The 22,273-nt window shown below is 75.4% G+C and carries 17 protein-coding genes; 12 read left to right on the top strand and 5 right to left on the bottom strand.

Translation table 11 applies throughout. The features are described 5' to 3' along the window. Positions 1–197: 197 nt before the first annotated feature. Genes JT723_RS09660 through cobC form a run of 10 tightly spaced genes read left to right on the top strand, consistent with a single transcriptional unit; the run spans position 198 to position 11,685 of the window. Complete coding sequence (locus JT723_RS09660) at positions 198–2,276, top strand: putative cobaltochelatase (RefSeq protein WP_205044107.1); 2,079 nt, start codon at positions 198–200, stop codon at positions 2,274–2,276. Beyond that, on the top strand, positions 2,276–2,872 hold the full coding sequence (gene cobO, locus JT723_RS09665) for a cob(I)yrinic acid a,c-diamide adenosyltransferase (protein ID WP_205044108.1): 597 nt from the start codon (positions 2,276–2,278) through the stop codon (positions 2,870–2,872). The genes JT723_RS09660 and cobO overlap by 1 nt, the downstream gene beginning before the upstream one ends. Beyond that, positions 2,866–4,326 (top strand): cobyrinic acid a,c-diamide synthase CobB, encoded by a 1,461-nt coding sequence (locus JT723_RS09670; protein ID WP_205044109.1) that lies wholly within the window; start codon positions 2,866–2,868, stop codon positions 4,324–4,326. The genes cobO and JT723_RS09670 overlap by 7 nt, the downstream gene beginning before the upstream one ends. Then, positions 4,311–5,039 carry a precorrin-2 C(20)-methyltransferase gene (gene cobI / locus JT723_RS09675; RefSeq protein ID WP_205044110.1) on the top strand — a complete coding sequence of 243 codons (729 nt, stop codon included), beginning with the start codon at positions 4,311–4,313 and terminating at the stop codon, positions 5,037–5,039. Before JT723_RS09670 ends, cobI begins: the two co-directional genes overlap by 16 nt. After that, complete coding sequence (cobM, locus tag JT723_RS09680; protein WP_205044111.1) at positions 5,036–5,836, top strand: precorrin-4 C(11)-methyltransferase; 801 nt, start codon at positions 5,036–5,038, stop codon at positions 5,834–5,836. The genes cobI and cobM overlap by 4 nt, the downstream gene beginning before the upstream one ends. Positions 5,837–5,840: 4 nt before the next feature. After that, positions 5,841–7,076: a precorrin-6y C5,15-methyltransferase (decarboxylating) subunit CbiE gene (gene cbiE / locus JT723_RS09685; RefSeq protein ID WP_205044112.1), complete on the top strand. Its 1,236-nt coding sequence runs from the start codon at positions 5,841–5,843 to the stop codon at positions 7,074–7,076. Beyond that, positions 7,073–9,106 carry a precorrin-3B C(17)-methyltransferase gene (gene cobJ / locus JT723_RS34995; RefSeq protein WP_251512922.1) on the top strand — a complete coding sequence of 678 codons (2,034 nt, stop codon included), beginning with the start codon at positions 7,073–7,075 and terminating at the stop codon, positions 9,104–9,106. Before cbiE ends, cobJ begins: the two co-directional genes overlap by 4 nt. Beyond that, on the top strand, positions 9,103–9,702 hold the full coding sequence (locus tag JT723_RS09700) for a precorrin-8X methylmutase (protein ID WP_205044113.1): 600 nt from the start codon (positions 9,103–9,105) through the stop codon (positions 9,700–9,702). The genes cobJ and JT723_RS09700 overlap by 4 nt, the downstream gene beginning before the upstream one ends. After that, a complete protein-coding gene (locus JT723_RS09705; protein ID WP_205044114.1) occupies positions 9,699–10,616 on the top strand; it encodes a sirohydrochlorin chelatase in 918 nt (305 codons plus the stop codon). Before JT723_RS09700 ends, JT723_RS09705 begins: the two co-directional genes overlap by 4 nt. Beyond that, positions 10,600–11,685 carry an Rv2231c family histidinol phosphate aminotransferase CobC gene (cobC, locus tag JT723_RS09710; protein ID WP_205044115.1) on the top strand — a complete coding sequence of 362 codons (1,086 nt, stop codon included), beginning with the start codon at positions 10,600–10,602 and terminating at the stop codon, positions 11,683–11,685. Before JT723_RS09705 ends, cobC begins: the two co-directional genes overlap by 17 nt. Here cobC and JT723_RS09715 read toward each other — a convergent pair. The 4 genes from JT723_RS09715 to JT723_RS09730 form a co-directional block, all read right to left on the bottom strand. Continuing rightward, positions 11,660–14,734, bottom strand: a complete 3,075-nt coding sequence (locus JT723_RS09715; protein WP_205044116.1) for an ABC transporter substrate-binding protein — start codon at positions 14,732–14,734, stop codon at positions 11,660–11,662. The genes cobC and JT723_RS09715 overlap by 26 nt on opposite strands. 202 nt (positions 14,735–14,936) lie before the next feature. Further along, positions 14,937–16,196 carry an SCO1860 family LAETG-anchored protein gene (locus tag JT723_RS09720; protein ID WP_251512910.1) on the bottom strand — a complete coding sequence of 420 codons (1,260 nt, stop codon included), beginning with the start codon at positions 16,194–16,196 and terminating at the stop codon, positions 14,937–14,939. A 383-nt stretch (positions 16,197–16,579) separates the two neighbouring features. Continuing rightward, complete coding sequence (locus JT723_RS09725; RefSeq protein ID WP_205044117.1) at positions 16,580–17,659, bottom strand: amidohydrolase family protein; 1,080 nt, start codon at positions 17,657–17,659, stop codon at positions 16,580–16,582. A 76-nt stretch (positions 17,660–17,735) separates the two neighbouring features. Beyond that, the gene (locus JT723_RS09730) at positions 17,736–18,743 is read right to left on the bottom strand and encodes a GlxA family transcriptional regulator (protein ID WP_205044118.1); all 1,008 of its coding nucleotides are present in this window, start codon (positions 18,741–18,743) and stop codon (positions 17,736–17,738) included. 71 nt (positions 18,744–18,814) lie between these two features. Here JT723_RS09730 and JT723_RS09735 point away from each other — a divergent pair, with 71 nt between their 5' ends. Together JT723_RS09735 and JT723_RS09740 are read left to right on the top strand one after the other, a co-directional pair. Then, positions 18,815–20,218: an MFS transporter gene (locus JT723_RS09735; protein ID WP_205044119.1), complete on the top strand. Its 1,404-nt coding sequence runs from the start codon at positions 18,815–18,817 to the stop codon at positions 20,216–20,218. A gap of 55 nt (positions 20,219–20,273) precedes the next feature. Continuing rightward, positions 20,274–20,618 (top strand): hypothetical protein, encoded by a 345-nt coding sequence (locus JT723_RS09740; protein WP_205044120.1) that lies wholly within the window; start codon positions 20,274–20,276, stop codon positions 20,616–20,618. Between the two features lie 21 nt (positions 20,619–20,639). Here the strand turns inward: JT723_RS09740 and JT723_RS09745 are convergent, their stop codons facing one another. Beyond that, positions 20,640–22,154 (bottom strand): aldehyde dehydrogenase (NADP(+)), encoded by a 1,515-nt coding sequence (locus JT723_RS09745; protein WP_205044121.1) that lies wholly within the window; start codon positions 22,152–22,154, stop codon positions 20,640–20,642. Positions 22,155–22,273: the final 119 nt, after the last annotated feature.

A 22,273-nucleotide genomic window follows, 5' to 3' on the forward strand; every position in this document is an offset into this window, starting at 1 on the left:
GCAGAGCGAACAGGTTGTGGGCCATCGTTCCGCACGGCTGGGGGTCCCCCCGTCGAAGGTAGGGGGCGGGGGGGCACCGGCCTGCGGACGGCGACGGCGGGACGGGCCGCGGCGGGGTGCCGGGCGGAGGGGGGCGCTGGCCCGCAGGCGGTCGGGGCGGGGCACACCGCCGCGGGGTGCCGGGGGGAGTGGGGCGCGTGACGTATCCGTTCAGTGCGCTGGTCGGGCAGGACGACCTGCGCCTGGCCCTCGTGCTCAACGCGGTCTCCCCCGCCGTGGGCGGCGTGCTCGTCCGGGGCGAGAAGGGGACCGCCAAGTCCACAGCGGTGCGCGCGGTCGCCGCCCTGCTCCCGGACGTCGGCGTCATCCCCGGGTGCAGGTTCTCCTGCGAGCCCGGGTCCGCCGACCCGCAGTGCCCGGACGGCCCGCACCCCGCCGAGGGCGGCGGGGCGTCGCAACGCCCCGCCCGCCTGGTCGAGTTGCCCGTCGGCGCCTCGGAGGACCGGCTCGTCGGCGCCCTCGACATCGAGCGTGCCCTCGCCGAGGGTGTGAAGGCCTTCGAGCCGGGCCTGCTAGCGGCGGCGCACCGCGGCGTGCTGTACGTCGACGAGGTCAACCTCCTCCACGACCACCTGGTGGACCTGCTGCTGGACGCCGCGGCGATGGGCGCCAGCTACGTCGAGCGGGAGGGCGTGTCCGTACGGCACGCGGCCCGTTTCCTGCTGGTCGGCACGATGAACCCCGAAGAGGGCGAGCTGCGCCCGCAGTTGCTCGACCGCTTCGGCCTGACCGTCGAGGTCGCGGCGTCCCGCGAGACCGACGAGCGCGTCGAGGTGGTGCGCAGGCGGCTGGCCTACGACGCCGACCCTGCCGCCTTCGCGGCCCGCTGGGCGCCGCAGGAGCAGCAGGTGCGGACGCGGATCGCCGAGGCCCGCGCCCTGCTGCCCGAGGTGCGGCTGGGCGACGCGGCGCTGCGGCAGATCGCCGCGACCTGCGCGGCCTTCGAGGTCGACGGCATGCGCGCCGACATCGTGATGGCCCGCACCGCGACCGCGCTGGCCGCATGGGCGGGCCGCACGGTCGTCCTGGCCGAGGACGTACGGCAGGCGGCCCTGCTCGCGCTGCCGCACCGGCGCCGCCGCAATCCCTTCGACGCGCCGGGACTTGACGAGGACAAGCTGGACGAGACGCTGGAACGCGCCAGGTCGGAGGCCGAGTCCGCGTCGGAGCCGGGCGCGAACTCGGACTCGGACTCGGACTCGGGCGAGGACGACCCGGACCCGGACGGCGACGGCGGTCCCGGCGGCGACGGCCCGGACGGCCCCGACGACGACGGCGGTGGCGGTGCGCCGCAGCCGCAGGACTCCCCCGCGGACCCGGGCGCGGGCGCGGAGCCGGCCCAGGGCCAGGGCCACGACCGGACCGCGGCACCCGGCGGCGCACCGCATGAGCAGCCCGCGGCGCCCGCCGCGGAACCGTTCACGGCACGGACGCTCACGGTGCCGGGCCTCGGAGAGGGCGCGGCAGGACGGCGTTCGCGGGCACGGACGGCCCAGGGGCGTACGACCGGCGCCCGCCGCCCGGAAGGCGCCCTGGGGCGGCTGCACTTGGCGGCGACCGTGCAGGCCGCGGCACCGTACCAGCGGGCAAGGGGCCGCAGCGGCCCCGGACTTGTGCTGCGCAGGGACGACCTGCGGGAGGCCGTGCGCGAGGGCCGCGAGAGCAACCTCGTGCTCTTCGTGGTCGACGCGTCCGGCTCGATGGCCGCCCGGCAGCGCATGTCGGCGGTGAAGGGCGCGGTGCTGTCGCTGCTGCTCGACGCCTACCAGCGGCGCGACAAGGTCGGCCTGGTCACCTTCCGCGGCACCGGCGCCGAGGTGGCACTGCCGCCCACGTCCTCGGTGGACGCGGGCGCCGCCCGCCTGGAGAAGCTGCCGACGGGCGGCCGTACCCCGCTGGCCGCGGGCCTGCTCAAGGCGCACGAGGTGCTGCGGGTCGAACGGCTGCGCGACCCGTCGCGGCGGCCCCTGCTGGTCGTCGTGACCGACGGCCGGGCCACCGGCGGCCCCGACCCGGTGGCGCTGGGCGCCCGCGCGGCCCGGCTGCTGGCCGCGTCGGGCACGGCCGCGGTGGTCGTGGACTGCGAGACCGGACCGGTACGCCTGGGCCTGGCCGGGGCGCTCGCCGCCGACCTGGGCGCGGTGGCGGTCACGCTCGGCGAACTGCGGGCCGACACGGTCTCCGCACTCGTCAAGGACGTCAGGAGGGCCGCGTAATGCCGCAGGGACAGCCGAGTGTCGTACCCGATGACGGTCTGACGACCCGTCAGCGGCGCAACCGGCCGCTGACGATCGTGCACACCGGCGTCGGCAAGGGCAAGTCGACGGCAGCCTTCGGGCTCGCGCTGCGCGCATGGAATCAGGGCTGGCCGGTCGGGGTGTTCCAGTTCGTGAAGTCCGCGAAGTGGAAGGTCGGCGAGGAGCGGGCGCTGCGCGTGCTCGGCGCCTCCGGCGAGGGCGGCACCGTGGCCTGGCACAAGATGGGCGAGGGCTGGTCGTGGGTGCAGCGCTCCCCCGAGACCAGCGAGGAGGCCGCCCGCGAGGGCTGGGAGCAGGTCAAGCGGGACCTCGCCGCGCAGACGTACCGGCTGTACGTGCTGGACGAGTTCGCGTACCCCATGCACTGGGGGTGGGTCGACACCACCGAGGTCGTGGCGGTCCTGCGGGACCGCCCCGGCACCCAGCACGTCGTGATCACCGGCCGCAACGCGCCGCCCGCGCTGGTCGACGCCGCCGACCTCGTCACCGACATGTCCAAGGTCAAACACCCCATGGACACCGGGCAGAAGGGGCAGAGGGGCATCGAGTGGTAGCCCGCCTCGTCATCGCCGCGCCCGCCTCGGGCAGCGGCAAGACCACGGTCGCGACGGGCCTGATGGCCGCGTTCGCGGACGCGGGCCTTGCCGTGTCCGGGCACAAGGTCGGCCCCGACTACATCGACCCCGGCTACCACGCCCTGGCCACCGGGCGGCCCGGCCGCAACCTCGACCCCTACCTGTGCGGGCCGCAGCGCATCGCCCCGCTCTTCCTGCACGGGGCCGCCGGGTGCGGACTGGCCGTCGTGGAAGGGGTGATGGGCCTCTTCGACGGTGCCTCAGGGCACGGCGAACTTGCCTCGACGGCCCAGGTCGCCACATTGCTGCGGGCGCCGGTGGTGCTGGTCGTCGACGCGTCCGCGCAGGCGCGGTCGGTCGCCGCGCTCGTGCACGGGTTCGCGTCCTTCGACCCGCGGGTGCGGGTGGGCGGGGTCGTCCTCAACAAGGTCGGCTCCGCGCGGCACGAGGACGTCCTGCGGGGCGCGCTCGACGAAGTGGGGGTGCCGTGTCTCGGCGTCCTCCGGCGGGGGGACGACCTCGTGGTGCCGTCCCGGCACCTCGGGCTCGTGCCGGCCGCTGAGCGCCTAGCCGCTGCGCGTCATTTCGTCCGCGCCGCGGCCGCCCGCGTCCGCACCGCCTGCGACCTCCCCGCCCTCCTCTCCCTGGCCCGCACGGCCCCACCCCTCCAGGAGCCCCCCTGGAACCCGGCATCAGAACTGGCCTCCGGCGGTCTCCCCCACCCCGCCCCTTCCCGTATCCGGGGCTCCGCCCCGGACCCCGGTCCTCGGCAGCAAACCCAGCCCGTCCGGCGTTTGCGGACGCGCCGGGGGGTGGACGCGGGGGCCGCGGGGCCGGTGGTAGCCGTCGCGGCGGGGGCCGCGTTCACGTTCCGGTACGCCGAGAACATGGAACTGCTCACCGCCGCCGGCGCGCAGGTCGTGGAGTTCGACCCGCTCAGGGACGAGTCCCTGCCGGAAGGCACGAGCGGCCTCATCCTCGGCGGCGGGTTCCCCGAACTGCACGCGGCGGAGCTGTCCGCCAACTCCGCCCTCCGCGAGGAGATAAGGACCCTCGACGCCCCCGTCGCAGCGGAATGCGCAGGCCTGCTCTACCTGTCCCGCGCCCTCGACGGCGAGTCGATGTGCGGGCGCCTGCCGGTGACGGCGACCATGACCGGCCGCCTGACCCTCGGCTACCGCGAGGCCGTCGCGCTGAGCGACAGCCCGCTGGCCGCGCAGGGCACCCGCCTGCGCGGGCACGAGTTCCACCGCACCGCGGTGGACCCGGCGCGGGGCGCCGCGCCCGCGTGGGGCTTCACGCACCCGGAGCGCCGTACGGAGGGCTTCACCGACGGCTCCGTGCACGCCTCGTACCTGCATCTGCACTGGGCCGCCGAGCCGTCGCTCGCGACCCGTTTCGTCGAGAGGTGTGCCGCATGGACCTGTGTCTGACCGGGGTCGGGGTCGGCCCCGGCGATCCCGAGCTGGTGACGGTGAAGGGCGTGAACGCGCTGCGCGCCGCGGGCGCGGTGGTGGTGCCGGTGATGGACACCGGCGAGACGGGCAGGGCCGAGGCGACCGTACGCCACTACGTCGCCGCGGACCGCATCGTCCGCGTCGTCTTCGCGCTGAACGAGCGCTCCGACCGCGCCCGCCGCGAGGCGGCCTGGGACGCTGCGGGTGCGCGGGTGGCCGAACTCCTGCGCACCCACCGCTCCGTGGCGTTCGCGACGATCGGCGACCCGAACGTGTACTCGACGTTCACGTATCTCGCCCACACCGTCGGCGAGTTGCTGCCGGGCCTGGCCGTCGAGACGGTGCCGGGCATCACCGCGATGCAGGACCTGGCGGCCCGCAGCGGCGCCGTACTGACCGAGGGCACCGAGCCGTTGACGCTGGTGCCGGTGACGGCGGGGGCCGCGGTGCTCAAGACGGCGCTGGAAGGCCCCGGCACGGTCGTGGCGTACAAGTTCGGGCGGCTGGCGGCCGAGGTGGCCGCCGCACTGGCGGCGACCGGCAGGACCGGGGGCGCGGTGTGGGGCAGCGCGCTGGGTCTGCCGGACGAGTCGATCCGGCCCGCTGCGGAGCTGCTGGACGGCCCGCTGCCGTATCTGTCGACGCTGATCGCGCCCGCACGGCGCGAGGGCAGGGGAGGAAAGCTGTGAGCGGCAAGGTCACCATCGTCGGCGCGGGGCCGGGAGCGGCCGACCTGCTCACCTTCCGGGCCGCCGCGGCCATCGCCGCGGCCGACGTCGTCATCTGGGCGGCGAGCCTGGTGCAGGCGGCGGTCCTCGACCACGCGAGGCCGGACGCGGAGATCCTGGACTCGGCGGCGATGTCGCTGGAGGACGTCGTCGCGGTCTACGAGCGGGTGCGGCGCGAGGACCTGCGGTGCGCCCGGGTGCACTCGGGTGATCCCGCGCTGTGGGGCGGTACGCAGGAGCAGGTGGACCGGTGCGCCGAGCTGGGCGTCGAGGTGGAGGTCGTGCCGGGCGTGTCGTCGTTCTCCGCGGTCGCGGCGGCGGCCGGGCGGGAGTTGACGATTCCCGAGGTCGCCCAGTCGGTGGTGCTGACCCGGCTGGGCGGCGGGAAGACGCCGATGCCGCCGGGTGAGGAGGTGCGGGAGTTCGCCCGGCACGGGACGACGATGGCGGTCTTCCTGTCCGCGGCCAGGTCGGGGCAGCTCGCCGGCGAACTGCTGGAGGGCGGGTATCCGACGGACACGCCGGTGATCGTCGCCCACCAGGTGAGCTGGCCCGAGGAGTTGCTGCTGCACTGCACGGTCGGGACGCTGGAGGAGACGGTCAAGGCGCACCGGCTGTGGAAGCACACGCTCTTCCTGGTCGGGCCTGCGCTGTCCGCGTCGGGGACGCGGTCGCACCTGTACCACCCGGGGCACTTCCACGGTTTCCGGCGGGCCGACCCCGCCGCGCGGCGGGAACTGCGCGAGTCCCGTGGGTGACGCGGTGATCACGGTCCTCGGGGCGGGTACGGGCGGGCCGCCGCCCGCCGTCGGCGCCGCCGACCTGGTGGTGGGCGCGGCCCGGCACCTCGACGCGGCCCAACTCCCGCCCGGGGTACGGCGCCTGGTGCTCGGGCCGCTGGCCCCCGCTCTCGACGAGATCGGCGCGTACGCGGACGCGGGCCGCCGGGTGGTGGTGCTGGCGTCCGGCGACCCCGGCTTCTTCGGGATCGTACGGGCGCTGGGTGCGCGGTTCGGTGCGGGCGCGCTGGACGTACGGCCGTCGGCGCCGTCCGTCGCGGTCGCCTTCGCCCGGGCCGGGCTGAGCTGGGACGACGCGGTCGTGGTCAGCGCGCACGGGCGGGACCTGCGGACCGCGGTCAACGTCTGCCGGGCGCACCCGAAGACGGCGGTCCTGACCGGACCGGGCGCCGGGGCCGCGGAGTTGGGCGCTGCCCTGGCACGTGCCGGGCTGGACCGCACCCTCGTGGTGGCGAGCGGACTCGGCTCCGACGCGGAGTCGGTGGTGGCGCTCTCGCCGCGGGAGGCCGCGGACCGGGACTGGGGTGACGCGGTCAGCGTGGTGCTGTGCCTGCGGTCCGGCGCGTGCGTGCCGCCCGCCGCCGGTACGGTCGCGGGTCCGCGGCCCGCGCCCGCCGGGTGGGCGCTGCCCGAGGCGGACTTCGCGCACCGGGACTCCATGGTCACCAAGTTCGAGGTGCGCGCGCTGGCACTGGCGCGGCTCGGGCCGCGCACCGGTGAGCTGGTCTGGGACATCGGGTCCGGCTCCGGGTCCGTGGCCGTGGAGTGCGCGCGGTTCGGGGCTGCGGTGGTGGCCGTGGACAAGTCCCCTGAAGCGGTGGGGAGGGTGCGGGCCAACGCGTCCGCCCACGGGGTGGACGTCGAGGCCGTCGTCGGCCGCGCGCCCGACGTGCTCGGGCAACTGCCCGAACCCGACGCCGCTTTCGTCGGCGGCGGCGGGTCCGACGTGGCGGCCGTCGTGGCCGCGTGCGCGCGGCGGGCGCGGCGCGCGGTCGTCGTGACGCTCGCCGCGGTCGACCGGGTCGCCGAGGTCCGTGCCGCCCTCGCGGCGGCGGGCCTCACCCCGGACGGCGTCCTTCTGCAGTCCTCGCGGCTGGCGCCGCTGCCCGGCGGTGTCACCCGGCTCGCCGCCGCCAACCCCGTCTTCGTCCTGTGGGCCGAACGGCCCGCCCCCCGTTCCGAAGGAGCACCCGCGTGATCGGCCTCATCGCCACCACCGCGGCGGGCAGGGCCGGTTGCGACCGGCTCGCCGCCGCGTGGCCGGACCGTACCCGCCGCTACGACGGCGGCGCCGTCCGCGACCTCGTGCAGGCCGCCTTCGCGGAGTGCGACCAGCTCGTCGTCTTCCTCGCCACGGGTGCGGCGGTACGCCTGCTGGCGCCGCTGCTGGCCGACAAGGCGTCCGACCCGGGCGTGGTGACGGTGGACGAGGCCCACCGTCACGCCGTCGCCCTCCTCGGCGGCCACGCCGCCGGCGCCAACTCCCTGGCCCAGGCGGTCTCCCAGGTCCTGACGACCACCCCCGTCATCACGACGGCCACGGACGCGACGTCCACGACGGCCCTCGACGCCCTCCCCTACCCCGCCGAGGGCGCCATCCCCTCCGTCACCCGCGCCCTCCTGGACGGCACCCCCGTCCACCTCCACAACTCCCCTCCCTGGCCCCTCCCCGCCCTCCCCACAACCAGCACGGCGCCCCTTGCCGAGGCCCGCCCGACACCGGCGGACAGCACCAATCCCCTTCCCGCCGCGGCGCCGGAAGGCGGAGGCCCCCCGCAGGCCCCAGCACCCCACCCCGCCGCAACGGCGGGACACGAGACGGCGCAACCCGGCAGTGCCGAAACCACCCCGCCCGAGGCCCGCCCGGTACCGGCGGGCAGCGACACTTCGCTTCCCGCCGCCGCGCCGGAAGGCGGGTTGGCCCCGCAGGTCCCGGCAACCCGCACCGCCGCCGCGCCGGAAGGCGGGGGCGGCCCGCGGCCCGCAGCCCCGGGGGTACCCGGGCGTGGGGTTCCGGCGCACCGGTCCTCGGGGGAGTACGTCGTGTGGGTGACCGACAGGGTTGTGGGGGGGCGGGAGGGGATGGTCGTGGTGCGGCCGCCTTCGCTGGTTGTGGGGGTCGGGGGGAGCCGGGGGGTCGGGGTCGAGGAGGTTGTGGGGCTCGTGCGGGAGTGCCTGGGGGCGGGAGGAGTTGCCGTCGGGAGTCTGTGGGCCTTGGCCACCGTGGACGCCAAGGCGGACGAGGGCGGGATCGTCGGGGCCGCCGAACGGCTCGGCGTACCCCTCGTGACATACCCGGCAGCCGAACTCGCCCAGGTCGCCGTTCCGAATCCCTCCGCGGCACCGCTGCAGGCGGTGGGGACGCCGTCCGTGGCGGAGGCGGCGGCACTGCTCGGCGCCGGGCCGGGAGGTGAACTCCTGGTCGAGAAGCGGAAGTCGGCGATGGCCACCGCGGCGGTGGCGCGGCGCAGGCCGCGCGGGCGGCTGGCGGTGGTGGGGCTGGGGCCGGGCGCCCGGGACCTGTTGACGCCGCGGGCGGTGCAGGAACTGCGCCGCGCGTCCGTCGTGGTCGGCCTCGACCAGTACGTGGCACAGGTCCGCGACCTGCTGGCACCTGGCACCCGGGTGCTGGAGTCGGGCCTGGGCGCGGAGGAGGAGCGGGCGCGTACCGCCGTGGCGGAGGCCCGCGCGGGCCGGGCGGTCGCGCTGGTGGGCAGCGGCGACGCCGGCGTGTACGCGATGGCCTCCCCGGCCCTCGCGGAGGCCGCGGACGACATCGACGTCGTGGGCGTCCCGGGCGTGACCGCGGCCCTGGCGGCGGCGGCGCTGCTGGGCGCACCGCTGGGCCACGACCACGTGTCGATCAGCCTGTCGGACCTGCACACCCCGTGGGAGGTGATCGAGCGCCGGGTGCGGGCGGCGGCGGAGGCCGACCTGGTGGTGACGTTCTACAACCCGCGCAGCCGCGGCCGGGACTGGCAACTGCCCAAGGCCCTGGCCCTGCTGGCCGAGCACCGCTCGTCCGCGACCCCCGTCGGGGTGGTCAGGGCGGCGTCCCGCCCTGACGAGCAGGTCACCGTCACGACGCTGTCACAGGTGGACCCGTCCACCGTCGACATGGTGTCGGTGGTGGTCGTCGGCAACACCGCCTCCCGCGTGGTCGCGGGCCGGATGGTGACCCCGCGCGGCTACCGCTGGCAGTCCGCGGAAGGGGGCGAGGGCGTATGACCCGCACGGTCCACCCGATCGAGCAGGAGTCCTTCCGGATCCTGCGGTCCCGCCTGGACACCTCCGCGCTTCCGCGCCTGCACCGCGCGGTGCTTGAGCGGGTGATCCACTCCAGCGCGGACCTGGCCTACGCCGACGACCTGGTCGCCGACGAGGCCCAGCTGACTGCCGCGCACACCGCGTTGCACGCGGGCGCCCCCGTCGTGGCCGACGTCGGCATGGTCGCGGCGGGCATCACGGCCCGCACGGCGGTGTGCCGGCTCGGCGACGCGGTCGCCCGCCCGGGTCTGACCCGCAGCGCGCACGCGGTCCGGCTGGCGTTCGAGCAGGTCGGCCCGGGCGCGCTGTGGGTGATCGGCTGCGCGCCGACCGCGCTGGAGGAACTGCTCGTGCTGGACGCGGCCCCCGCCCTGGTGATCGGCATGCCGGTCGGCTTCGTGGGGGCGGCCGAGAGCAAGGCGCATCTGCGCGCCTCGGGGCTTCCCGCGGTGAGCAACATCTCGGAGAAGGGCGGTTCCGCGGTGGCCGCGGCCGCCCTCAACGCGCTGCTGTACACCCCGGTGGCGGCGCACGATCGCAAGGAGAACGACCTGTGACCCCTCCCGCACTGCTGCTCGTCGGGCACGGCACCCGCGACGAGGCGGGCGCGCGCGCCTTCCGCGACTTCGTGGCGCAACTGGGCGCCGCACACCCGGAGTTGCCGGTGGGCGGCGGCTTCATCGAGCTGTCGCCGCCGCCGCTGGCGGACACGGTCGCGGCGATGGCGGGCGCGGGCGCGCGCACCTTCGCCGCGGTCCCGCTGATGCTGGTGTCGGCGGGGCACGCGAAGGGCGACATCCCGGCGGCGCTGGCCAGGGAGAAGCAGCGCCATCCGGGGACGTCGTTCGCGTACGGGCGCCCGCTGGGGCCGCATCCGGGGCTGCTCGCGGTGCTGGAGCGGCGGGTGGACGAGGCGCTGGCGGGCGCGGACCGCGCGGGCGCCACGGTGCTGCTGGTGGGACGGGGTTCGACCGACCCGGACGCGAACGCCGAGGTCGCCAAGGCGGCCCGGCTGCTGTGGGAGGGCCGCGGTTACGCGGGCGTGGAGACCGCCTTCGTGTCGCTGGCCGAGCCGTCGGTCCCGGCGGGTCTCGACCGCTGCCTGCGGCTGGGCGCGCGCACCGTCGTGGTGCTGCCGTACTTCCTTTTCAGCGGGGTGCTGCCGGACCGGGTGCGGGAGCAGGCCGCGGTGTGGGCGGCGGGGCTGGGCGCAGGGGTGGACGTCCGGTGCGCGGATGTCATCGGCCCCGAGCCGGAGTTGGCGCGGCTGGTGATGGAGCGCTACCGCGAGGCGGTCGCCGGGGACGTGCGGATGAACTGCGACGCCTGCGTCTACCGGGTGGCGATGCCCGGCTTCGAGGACCGGGTGGGCCTGCCGCAGCAGCCGCACCACCACCCCGACGACCCGTCGCACACGCACGGCGGCCACACCCACGGCGGCCAGGGGCACACCCATGCTCACTCCCACTGAGCGCGGCGCGCAGCCCGCGGGGGTCGACCACGACCTGGCGCACCACGGTGACGCCGAGGTCGGCGCGGGCCTGGTGGACCTGGCGGTCAACGTCCGTGCGGATACGCCCCCTTCGTGGCTGGCCGAGCGGATCGCCGCCTCGCTGGCGGGACTTGCGGCGTATCCGGACGGGCGGGCGGCCCGGCGGGCGGTGGCGCTGCGCCACGGCAGGGCGGACGAGCGGGAGGTGCTGCTGACCGCGGGCGCCGCGGAGGCCTTCGTGCTGCTGGCCAGGGCGCTGCGGCCGCGGCACGCGGTGGTGGTGCACCCGCAGTTCACCGAGCCGGAGGCGGCGCTGCGGGCCGCGGGGCACGAGGTGGAGCGGGTGCTGCTGCGTGCGGCGGACGGCTTCCGCCTGGACCCTGCTGCGGTGCCCGCGGACGCCGACCTGGTGGTGCTGGGCAATCCGACCAACCCGACGTCGGTCCTGCATCCGGCCGCCGCCGTACGGGAGTTGGCACGGCCCGGGCGGACGCTGGTGGTGGACGAGGCCTTCATGGACGCGGTGCCGGGCGAACGGGAGTCGCTGGCGGGGGTGCGCAACATACCGGGGCTGCTGGTGCTGCGCAGCCTGACCAAGACCTGGGGGCTGGCGGGGCTGCGGATCGGCTACGTCCTCGGTACGCGCGACCTGGTCGCCGAGTTGGAGCGCGCGCAGCCGCTGTGGGCGGTCTCCACCCCGGCGCTGGCGGCGGCCGGGGCGTGCATGGAGGCGGACGCGCTCGCGGAGGCGGCGGCGGCAGCCGGGCAGGTGGCGGCCGACCGGGCGTATCTGCTGTCCCGGCTGCGGGACTTCGACGGGGTGCAGGTCGCGGGCGAGGCACCTGCGGCGCCCTTCGTGCTGCTGCGGATGCCGGCCGCCGACCGGGTCAGGGAGCGGCTGCGGGTGCTGGGCTACGCGGTGCGCAGGGCCGACACCTTCCCGGGCCTCGGCCCCGACTGGCTGCGGGTGGCGGTGCGGGACCGCAGGACCACCGACGGCTTCCTCAACGCGCTGGGCACCGCTAGGACTGAACTCCCAGGGCTGTGAGGTCGATCCCGCCGAGCACCTGCTGCTCGTAGGCGTTGGTGAGGCGGCTGCCGCGGTAGACGAGGTGCCGGGCGTAGACCAGGGGCACCATCGTGGAGTCGCTCATCACGGCGGCGTCGACCTTCTTCCACTGCGCGGCGGCCGCCGCGGGGTCGGTGAGGGTGTCGGCCTTCTCGACCATGCCGTTGAGGTTGCTGTCGTTCAGGCCTGCGTAGTTGTTGGGGTTGCCGGGCTGGACCAGGGTGCGCAGGAAGCCGCCGCCGGTGGGCCAGTCGGCGGCCCACACGGTCAGCGCCATGCCCCAGCCGGCCTTCTTCAGCTTGCCGGGGTCGGTCAGGGTGGCGTAGTAGTCGGCGGTGCTGACCTGCACGATCTTGACCCGGATGCCGACGGCGGCCAGCGAGTGCTGGATGGTCAGCATGGCGTCCTCCAGCCTCGGTGAGTTGCTCGGCCCCGCAAGGGTGACGTCGAAGCCGTTCGGCTTGTGGCAGGCCGCCAGCTGCTGCTTGGCCTGTGTCGGGTAGGCGGTGCCGTCGGAGTAGCCGAAGGGGGTGGCGTCGGGGTCGTAGCCGTCGACCACGGGGGGCAGCATCGTGGTGGCGACGTCCCCGCCGTCGTACTGCCCGCCGAGCACGGCCCGTATCTGGGAGCGGTCGACGGCGTACTCGATGGCCCAGCGGCACTGCTGGTTGCCGAAGGGGGCGACGCCCGTCTGCAGGGTGAGGTAGCGGGTGGCCCCGTTGTAGACGAGGTCGGAGCGGCTTTTCAGGGCGGGGTCGTTGAGCAGTTTGGTCTCGGCACCGTCGGAGAGCGTCTCCCCGTTGAGGTCGAGGTCGGCGGAGCCCGACAGCAGCGCGTCCTCGACGGCTTCCTGGCTGCTGTAGTAGCGCAGGTCGATCTCGTCGGGCAGCGCGGAGTGTATGGAGTCGGTCGCCGGGTCCCAGTGCGAGTTGCGCACCAGGCGCAGCGAGCTGCCGTCGGTGAAGGTCTTCACCTCGTAAGGACCGCTGCTGACCGGCTTGTTCTGGAAGTCCTTGCCGCCGCCGGTGTCCTTGTCGCGCGGCACGGGTGCGGCCATCGACATCGCCAGTACGTAACGGAAGTCGGCGAAGGGCTTGGAGAGGGTGAAGACGATCGTCTTCTTGTCGGGGGTGGCGATCGAGTGCAGGCCCAGCTTGTCGGGGTCGGTGTCCTTGTAAGGCCCCGGGTAGTTCTGCCCCTGGTCCAGAAGGTCCACGAAGTAGGTGGGTCCTGTGCCGAACACCGTGCGGTCGAAGGTCCGTTCGATGCCGTACTTGATGTCCTGGGACGTGATGGGGGTGCCGTCCTGGAAGGTGACACCGGATTTCAGGGTGAAGGTCCAGGTGTAGCCGTCGGAGCTGACCCGGCCGGTGTCCGTGGCGAGGTCGGGCATCAGGGCGCGGCCGGCGGCGCCCGGCTTCGGCGCGTAGTCGACCAGCTTGCGCAGGTAGAGGCGCTGCACGTTCCACGACGGCTGCGAGTAGGTGCGCGCCGGGTCGAGCATGCCGTCCTCGGTGCTGGACGCGGCCAGTTGCAGGGTGCCGCCCCGCTTGCTCGACGGCTTGACGACGCCGTCGAGACCGCCGCCGTATCCTGCGCCCTCCTTGCCGCCGTGCATCTTCAGCGCCGCGTCCTGCGCGAGGGTGACGGTCGGCGGGTGGGTGGGCGGTGTCGTCGGGTCGTCGCCGCCCTTGCCGCTGCCGAGGGGGACGAAGACGAAGGTCACGGTCGCCGCGACGGCGGCCACCGCGAGGCCCGACACGCCCGCTATCCAGCGCCGCCTGGCCCGCCGGGCCGGGTCGAACTCACCTGTGCCGCTGGGGCCGTTGAGCGGCGGCGGGGTGCCGGGGTGGTACGGCGGCGGCAGCGGCACCTGCGGCCGGAGCGCGTACGCCGGGTGCTCGGCCGGTGCGGACGGCGGCGGGGTGGACTCGGGGGCGGCCCCGAAGGGGTTCGCCCGGGGCGGGGTCGCCGGCGGCGGCGTGGACGCCGGGGGCGTGGACTGCGGGGGCACCGGCTGCGGGGGCGTGGACGGCTGCGCGGGCGTCGGCGGCTTCTGCAGGGACGGGGCCGCGGGAAGGCCCGCGCCCGTCCCGAAGGTGGCCCGAGGGTCACCCGTGGCGGAGCCCAGCGGCCGGGTCGCCCGGTCGTCGGCGGGCGGCGCGGCAGGACCGGCCAGCAGCGCCGAATGCCCGGACACCGTCAGCCAGTTGCGCAGCCGGTCGCGGAAGACCGCCGCGTCGAAGTGCCGGTCGGCCGGGTCCTTGGCGAGCGCGGTGAGCACCAGCGCGTCCAGTTCCGCGGGCACCCGCGGGTTGCGGGCCGAGGGGGCGGGCGGCGGGGTGTGGACGTGCCAGTACATCAGGTTGATCGGGTTGCCGTCGGTGAACGGCGGCCGCCCGGTGAGCAGTTCCGTCAGGACGCAGCCGACCGAGTAGACGTCGCTGCGGGCGTCGACCTCGGCGCCGTTGATCTGCTCGGGCGACATGTAGCTGGGGGTGCCGATGGCGGACCCGGTGGTGGTCAGCCGGGCGTCGGTGTCCAGGACGCGGGCGATGCCGAAGTCGGCGACCTTGACGACACCTTCGGTGGTGACCATCACGTTCGCGGGCTTCACGTCGCGGTGGACGGTGCCGTGCCGGTGGGCGTGGGCGAGCGCGTCGAGGATGTCGCAGGTGATCCGCACCGCCCGCTCGGGGGCGAAGTAGACCTGCTGCCGCACGAGTTGGGCGAGGGTGCCGCCGCGCACGTACTCCATGACGAGGTAGGGCACCACATCGTCGCCGTCGCGGACCTCGTCCTGGTCGTGGACGGTGACGATGCCCGGGTGGTTGAGCGCGCCCGCCGCCTGCGCCTCACGGGCGAAGCGGCGCCGGGCGTCGGGGTCGCCCGCCAGTTCCGGCAGCAGCGTCTTGACGGCGACGGTACGGCCCATGCGGGTGTCCTGCGCCCGGTGGACGCGGGCCATGCCCCCGGCGCCGAGCAGCTCCTGCAGTTGGTAGCGCCCCGCGAAAAGCCCGTCCGTCATCCCTGCCCCGCCCGCCTGTGTGCCCAGCGCCCACCGTGTCCCCCAGCGCCGAGCCGAGTCAGACCCGCGCCGACTCGTCAGGACCCTGGCGAGTCGCCGGTCTCGGGGGAAAGCCTAGAGGGCGGCGTCCGTGGTGCGACGCCGCCCTGGAGGCTTTCGTTCCCCCCTTGTGACCTTGCTACGGGTCTGTCTCCCTATGCCGTCAGTCCTGTGCGTCGGCGGCGGAGGCGGTCCTGCGGCGGCGGGCGGTCAGCAGGTACGTCGCCGCGCCCGCGGTCACCAGACCCGCGGCGCCGATCGCCAGGTAGGGCGTGGACGAACTCGCGCCCGTCTCGGCGAGGTTGCCGGTGTTCGGGGTGGTCTGGGTGACGGTGTCGGCGCCGCCGGAGGAGCCGCTGCCGCCGATGGCGGTGCCGCCCGCGGAGCCGCTGCCGCCGGAGGCGCCGGCCGCACCGCCGCCGTTGCCGCCGCCGGCCGCGGAACTGCCGGAGGTGGAGCCGCCGTTGCCGGAGCCGCCGGTGGTGGAGCCGCTGGTCGAGCCGGACGTGGAGCCGCTGGTGGAGCCGGACGTGGAGCCGCTGGTGGAGCCGGAGGTCGAACCGGACGTGGAGCCGCTGGTGGAGCCGGAGGTGGAACCGGAGGTCGACCCCGACGTCGACCCCGACGTCGACCCGGACGTCGAGCCCGAGGTCGACCCGGTGGTCGAACCGCCCGACGCCGAGCCGCCCTTGTGCGGTGTCGTGCAGGTGGCCTGCGCCAGCGTGACCTGGCCGCTGATCTCGGCCACACCCAGGCTCAGCGGGTTGAGGTGCACCCTGAGCTGCAGCGCGGTCGCGGCTGCCGACGCGGTGGTGGTCGAGGTCCTGGTGAGGTCCAGACTCACCCGGCCGACCCCCGGCACGGTGAGGTCCGTGGTGCCGACCGCGCCGAGCGTGATCCGCTGCCCGAGCACGGTCAGCCCGAGCAGCTCGGAGTGGGCGGTGGGCCGGTGCCCGGCCTCGCAGGTGGCCTTGGACGTGATGGTGTCGGCCTTGACCAGGGCGAGCAGCGGCAGGCCCGGCAGGTGGACCTCGGCGTGCGCGACGTTGGCGTAACCCTCCGCCTTCCCGGCGTCGGCGGTGGCGTTCGCGGTGGCCACGTCGGCCCGCAGGATGCTGATGCCGCGCCCGCCCTCCACACCGCTGCCGACCTTCACGGTGAGCGCGGTCTTGCGGGCGTCCGCGGGTGCGCGCACGTCGTTGAGCGACACGTTCACCGGGACGTCCACGCTCCGCCCGAGCAGCGAGAGGTCGAGGCCGGCCCGCAGCACGGCCGCACTGGAGGTGCCGCCGCCCGGTGCGCCGGCGGGCGCCGCCTGCACGGTGGGGGCGAAGGCGGCGGCACCTGCGGCGAGGGCGACGGCCGCGCCCGCGGCGGCGGCCGAACGGCGGGCGGGCAGACGGAAGTTGATGGTGCGGTACACGGTGTGGGACCCCCACGGGTGAAGTCGGGTTCGACGGACTGCCCGGGCAGCGAAGTGGTGCTGGGGACAGCTGCCAGGGCTACTAGGGCAGCCATGTTTACGCACTGAGAGTGAATTCGCGGCTACGCGCCGCTAGTTCACCCATAAGGGTGGTTTCCGTGAGTATCTTCGAATTCCGCTGCACGGAAGTTCCCGTGCGTCACTCGTCCGGCAGGATCACGCCCGCACGCCCGTTGACGTGCCGGATCGCACGGCGGTGTCCAACGCGCCGCCACCGCGTGGCGTTACGGCCGCGTCAGCAGTGCGCCCGCGCACACGCGGCGGGCGGCGTACCGTACGGGCGAAGCCGCGCGGGTCCGCCGTACCGCCCTGCCGCCGTGAGGTCAGGCCACCACCGCGCCGCGCAGGACGACGCGGCGCGGCGCCGCCAGCACCCGCACGTCCGCGCGCGGGTCGGAGCCGTAGACGACCAGGTCGGCCGGTGCGCCCTCGGTCAGGCCCGGGCGGCCGAGCCATTTGCGTGCCCCCCAGGTCGCCGCGGACAGGGCCGCCTCGACCGGCAGGCCCGCGGTCACCAACTCCCCGACCTCCGCGGCGACCATCCCGTGCGGGAGGCTGCCGCCGGCGTCCGTACCGGCGTAGACGGCGATGCCGGCGTCGTGGGCGTTGCGTACGGTCTCGTACCTGCGGGCGTGCAGCCGCCTCAAGTGCTCGGCCCAGCGCGGGAACTTGGCCTCGCCACCGGCCGCGAGCCGGGGGAAGGTGGCGATGTTGACCAGCGTCGGCACGATCGCGACGCCGTGCTCGGCGAACAGCGGCACCGTCTCGTCGGTGAGCCCGGTGGCGTGCTCGATGCAGTCGATGCCGGCGGTCACGAGGTCGGCCAGCGAGTCCTCGGCGAAGCAGTGCGCGGTGACCCGGGCGCCCTCCTGGTGCGCGGCCGAAATCGCCTCCGCCAGCGCGCCCTTGGGCCAGCAGGGCGCCAGGTCGCCCTGCTCCCGGTCGATCCAGTCGCCGACCAGCTTGACCCAGCCGTCGCCGCGCCTGGCCTCCCGGCGCACGTAGGCGGTCAGGTCGCCGGGCTCGATCTCGTGGGCGTAGTTGCGGATGTAGCGGCGGGTGCGGGCGATGTGCCGGCCGGCCCTGATGATCCGCGGCAGGTCGTCGCGCTCGTCGGTCCAGCGGGTGTCGCTGGGCGAACCCGCGTCCCGCAGCAGCAGCGCCCCCGCGTCCCGGTCGTTCAGTGCCTGCTTCTCCGCGGTGGCGCGGTCGACGGCCCCGTGCGCGTCGAGCCCGACGTGGCAGTGCGCGTCGACCAGGCCGGGCAGCGCCCAGCCCTCGACGGTGACGGCCTCCGCGGCCGGCCGCCGGTAGCTGATCCGGCCGCCGACGACCCACAGCTCGTCGTGTACGTCGTCCGGTCCTGCCAGGATGCGGCCCTTGATGTGCAGTACGTCGCCCATGACCGCACTGTACGAGGTCGGCGGCGCCTGACGCGGCCGCCCCGGGGTCCGCCCCCGGGCGCGCGGCTGATCCGGCTCACACCGCCGTGAGCCGGCTGAAGCTGCTGCGGTAGTCGCTGGGGGTCAGGCCGACCCGGCGCAGCAGGTGCTGGCGCAGCGAGTCCGCGGTGCCCAGGCCGCTGGCCCGCGCCACCTGGTCGACCGGCAGCGTGGTCGTCTCCAGCAACTCGCGTGCCCGCTCGACCCGTTGGTGCAGCAGCCACTGCAGGGGGCTGAGCCCGGTCTCGGCGTGGAAGCGCCGGGTCAGGGTGCGGACGCTGACCGCCGCGTGCCGGGCCAGGTCGGTCAGCGTGAGCGGCTGGTCGAGCCGGGTCATCGCCCACGCGCGGGTCTCGGCGAAGGACGTGCCGGTCTCGGCGGGCAGCGGCGTCTCGGTGAACTGCGCCTGGCCGCCGGGCCGTACGGGTGCCACCAGGGCGTACCGCGCCACGCTGTTGGCGACGGCGGCGCCGTAGTCGGTGCGGATGATGTGCAGGCACAGGTCGATGCCCGCGGCGTACCCCGACGACGTCACCATCTGCCCGTCCTGCACGAACAGCACGTCGGGCTGGACGTCCACCGCCGGGTAGCGGGCGGTGAGTTCCGTGGTGTACGTCCAGTAGGTGGTCGCCTTGCGGCCGTCCAGCAGGCCCGCCTCGGCCAGGAGGAAGGCGCCCGTGCAGATCGAGGCGACCCGCTTGCCCGCGGCGGCGGCGGTGCGCAGCGCGGCCAGCACCCGCGGGTCGGGCTCGGCCCGCGACCCCGTACCCGCCACGATCACCGTGTCGGCCCGCCCCACCGCGTCCAGCCCGCTGCGGATCACCACCTCCGCGCCGCCGCTGGTGCCGACGACGCCCGGCTGCGGGGTGCACAGCTCGACCTCGTACCCGGGGCCGCCGTCCACCTCGACCTTCGCGAAGAGCATCTCGGGGACGGCGAGGTTGAACATCGACACCGGTCGGCCCGCGATGACGGCGACGCGGTGGGGGGCGGTACGGGCTGTGCGGGCGTCGGGCGCGGGTGGTTCGGCGGGCGTGCTGGGCATGGCCAGAACCTCCGGGTGCTTGGCATTGCGGCCACTACTGTACGCGGCCGTGCCCGGCCAGGCTGGTGGGCATGCCTCAGGACCTCACCGCACGTGCCGGGCGCCCCTCCCCCACCCGGGATGACGCGGCGGCCGCCGTGCCGCCGCCCGTGTCCGCCGGCCGCACCCTGGCCGCCGCACTGCTCGGCTTCTTCCTCATCACCCTCGACGCCTCCGTCGTGAACGTGGCGCTCCCCGCCGTCGGCAGCGACCTGCACGGCGGGCTGTCCGCGCTGCAGTGGGTGGTCGACGGCTACACGCTGGCCTTCGCCGCGCTGATGCTGTCCACCGGCGCGCTGTCCGACCGGATCGGCGCCGGGCGGGCCTTCGCCTGGGGCGTCGCGGTCTTCGCGGCGGCCTCGTTGGCCTGCGGCGCGGCCCCCGGGCTCGGCGTGCTGATCGCGGCGAGGGTTCTGCAGGGTGCGGCTGCCGCGGTCGTGCTGCCGTCCTCGCTCGCCCTGGTCAGGCAGGCCTACCCCGACGCGGCCCGGCGGGCCAGGGCCATCTCCCTGTGGGCGGTGGGGGGTTCGTCGGCGATCGCGCTCGGCCCGGTCGCGGGTGGCGCACTGACCACGGCGTGGAATTGGCGCGGCATCTTCCTGGTGAACCTGCCCTTCGCCGTCCTGGCCCTGCTCCTCCCCGCCCGTTCGGCGGCCCGTTCCGAGCGCCGCCGGGCGCCGCTGGACGCCCCTGGCCAGCTCACCGCCGTGGTGGCGCTGGCCGCGCTGACCTTCGCGGTGGTCGAGGGCGGAAGCGCCGGGTGGGCGGCGGCGGGGGTCGCGGCCGTGGCGACCGCGGCCTTCTTCCTGATCGAGTCCCGGCACCCGCACCCGGTGGTGCCGCTCGGCCTGTTCCGCAACCGCGTCGTCGCCGTGTCGATCGCGGCGGGTTCCGCGCTCAGCGTCGGCTTCTTCGGGATGTTCTTCGTGCTCGGCCTGTTCTTCCAGGAGGTACGCGGCCAGTCCGCGCTCACCGCGGGCCTGATGTTCCTGCCCATGACCCTGCTGATCTCCACCGTCAACGTCATCTCGGGCCGGCTCACCACCCGTTACGGCCCGCGCCTGCCGATGCTCGCCGGCCAGCTGCTGATGGCCGCGGGCCTGCTCCTGCTGCTCCCCGTCGGCGCCGCCACCCCCGTCGCCCTGCTGGCCGCGGCGATGGTGCCGCTCGGGGTCGGCGGGGCGCTCGCGGTCCCTCCGCTGACGGCCGCGGCGATGGGCGCCGTCCCGGCGGAGCGCGCAGGCCTGGCGGCCGGCGTCCTCAACGCGGGCCGCCAGGTCGCGGGCGGCCTGAGCGTGGCCCTCTTCGGCTCCCTGGTCGCCGACCAGGCCCACTTCCTGACGGGCATGCGCCGGAGCCTGCTGATCGCGGCGGCCCTGGTCACCCTGACCGCCCTGGCCACCGCGCTCGCCCTGCGGCCGGCCCGGACCACATGAGTCACAGAGCTGTCACAAGCCCGCGGCGCCGACCGCCCTCGGCCACGCTGGTGGGATGCGACCACGACTCGTAGCTGTGACCTTCGCCGCCGCCCTCCTGGCCCTCACCGCCTGTTCGTCCGGCGGCGACGACGCGAAGCCCACCGATCCGACCCGGTTGGACGCCCCGGCCCGCCAGGCCTGCGACGACCTGGCCCACGGCCTCGCCTCGGCGAAGACGACGAGCGAGCAGCAGGCCCTGTACAAGAAGGTCGACACGTCGGCCCGGAAGTCCCACACGAACGGCATCGCGTCCGAGTCCAAGTCCCTGGGCGACGGAGTCGCAGGCGACACGGCCTACTGGCAGACCCACACCGACGCCCTGACCCGGGCCTGCGTCCAGGCGGGCTGGAAGCCCTGACCCGGCGCCGCGTGCGGCGGCCTACGACCGCACCCCGTCGACCCGCCTCGGCAGGGACAGGGGGTTGGACTCGCGGAGTTCCGCCGGGAGCAGGGCCGGGGGGGTGTCCTGGTAGGTGACGGGGCGGAGCCAGCGCTCGATCGCCGTGGCGCCGACCGACGTGGACGTGGAGGTCGTCGCCGGGTAGGGGCCGCCGTGGTGCTGGGCGGGGGCCACCGCGACGCCGGTCGGCCAGCCGTTGACCAGGACGCGGCCGGCGACCGCGGTCAGGCGGGACAGCAGGGTGGCCGCGGGGCCGTCCTCCTCGGCGGCTTCCGCCGTGCCGAGGTGGGCGGTCGCGGTGAGGTTGCCAGGGAGGCGGTCGAGGACCGCGGACAGCTCGGCCGCGGAGCCGTAGCGTACGACCACGGTCAGCGGGCCGAAGCACTCCTCCAGGAGCAGGTCGGTCAGTTCGGCGGCCGGGACGGTGACGAAGCCGGGCCGTACCCCGGTCTCGCCCTCGCCTGCGGGCGCGACGGGCGCGGACACGCCGGGGAGGGCCGCGCGGGCGGCGGCGCCGGCCAGGAAGTTGGTGCGCATGCGGGAGTCGAGGAGCACCCCGGGCGCCGCGGAGTCCGCCGCCCCGGTGAGCGCGGCGACCAGCCGGTCGCCGTCGGAGCCGGCGGGGGCGAGCACCAGGCCGGGCTTGGTGCAGAACTGCCCGACGCCGAGGGTGAAGGAACCCGCGAGCCCGGTGCCGATCTGCTCGGCCCGCTCGGCGGCGGCGGCCTCGGTGACGACGACCGGGTTGAGGCTGCCCAGTTCGCCGTAGAAGGGGATGGGCTGCGGGCGGGCCGCCGCGGCGTCGTAGAGGGCGCGTCCGCCGGGGACGGAGCCGGTGAAGCCCGCGGCGGCGACGGCGGGGTGGCGTACCAGCTCGACGCCGGCCTGGAAGCCGTGCAGCAGCACGACGGTGTCGGCGGGCAGGCCGACGGACTCGGCGGCGCCGCGCAGGAGCCCGGCGCACAGCGCGGAGGTGGCCGGGTGGTCGGGGTGGGCCTTGACGACGACGGGGCAGCCGGCGGCGAGCGCGCTTGCGGTGTCGCCGCCGGGGACGGAGAAGGCGAGCGGGAAGTTGCTTGCCGCGTAGACCGCGACGACGCCCAGCGGGATCTTCATCCGGCGCAGGTCGGGCCGCGGGATGGGCTGCGCGGCCGGGTCGGCGTGGTCGATGATCACGTCGAGGAAGGCGCCCTCGTCCACGACGTCGGCGAAGGCGCGCAGCTGGTAGGCGGTGCGGGCCAGCTCGCCCGTGAGTCGGGGGGCGCCCAGCGCGGTCTCGGCGTCGGCGGTGGCGACGACGTCGGCGGCGGATTCCTCCAGCGCCCCGGCGGCCGCCCGCAGCAGCCGGGAGCGTACGCTGCGGTCGGCGAGTGCGGGGATCGCGGCGGCTGCGGCGCGGACAGCGGCGTCGACGTCCTCCGCCGTGGCCTCGACGGCGACCTGCTCGCGCTGCTTCCCGGTACGGGGGTCGACGCTCCAGACTGGTACTGCCACCGGAATAACCTCCACATTTCCGCACTCATACCGTCGTCAGTTCTATATACTGAACAACGTCTTCACATGTGAATCTCAGGGGAGCCTACGTCCGGGCCTCCCGCGCGAACAAGAGGGGT

Source organism: Actinacidiphila bryophytorum (assembly GCF_016916835.1).
GTDB classification, from domain to species: Bacteria; Actinomycetota; Actinomycetes; order Streptomycetales; family Streptomycetaceae; genus Actinacidiphila; species Actinacidiphila bryophytorum.

What these genes read in the sequence shown, in the direction of transcription:
- cobO (WP_205044108.1), top strand. Translation starts at nt 2,276, where the DNA reads ATGCCGCAGGGACAGCCGAGTGTCGTACCCGATGACGGTCTGACGACC.
- JT723_RS09725 (WP_205044117.1), bottom strand. Translation starts at nt 17,659, where the DNA reads ATGGGCGACGTACTGCACATCAAGGGCCGCATCCTGGCAGGACCGGAC.
- cobC (WP_205044115.1), top strand. Translation starts at nt 10,600, where the DNA reads ATGCTCACTCCCACTGAGCGCGGCGCGCAGCCCGCGGGGGTCGACCAC.
- JT723_RS09730 (WP_205044118.1), bottom strand. Translation starts at nt 18,743, where the DNA reads ATGCCCAGCACGCCCGCCGAACCACCCGCGCCCGACGCCCGCACAGCC.
- JT723_RS09740 (WP_205044120.1), top strand. Translation starts at nt 20,274, where the DNA reads ATGCGACCACGACTCGTAGCTGTGACCTTCGCCGCCGCCCTCCTGGCC.
- cobI (WP_205044110.1), top strand. Translation starts at nt 4,311, where the DNA reads ATGGACCTGTGTCTGACCGGGGTCGGGGTCGGCCCCGGCGATCCCGAG.
- JT723_RS09715 (WP_205044116.1), bottom strand. Translation starts at nt 14,734, where the DNA reads ATGACGGACGGGCTTTTCGCGGGGCGCTACCAACTGCAGGAGCTGCTC.
- JT723_RS09700 (WP_205044113.1), top strand. Translation starts at nt 9,103, where the DNA reads ATGACCCGCACGGTCCACCCGATCGAGCAGGAGTCCTTCCGGATCCTG.
- JT723_RS09735 (WP_205044119.1), top strand. Translation starts at nt 18,815, where the DNA reads ATGCCTCAGGACCTCACCGCACGTGCCGGGCGCCCCTCCCCCACCCGG.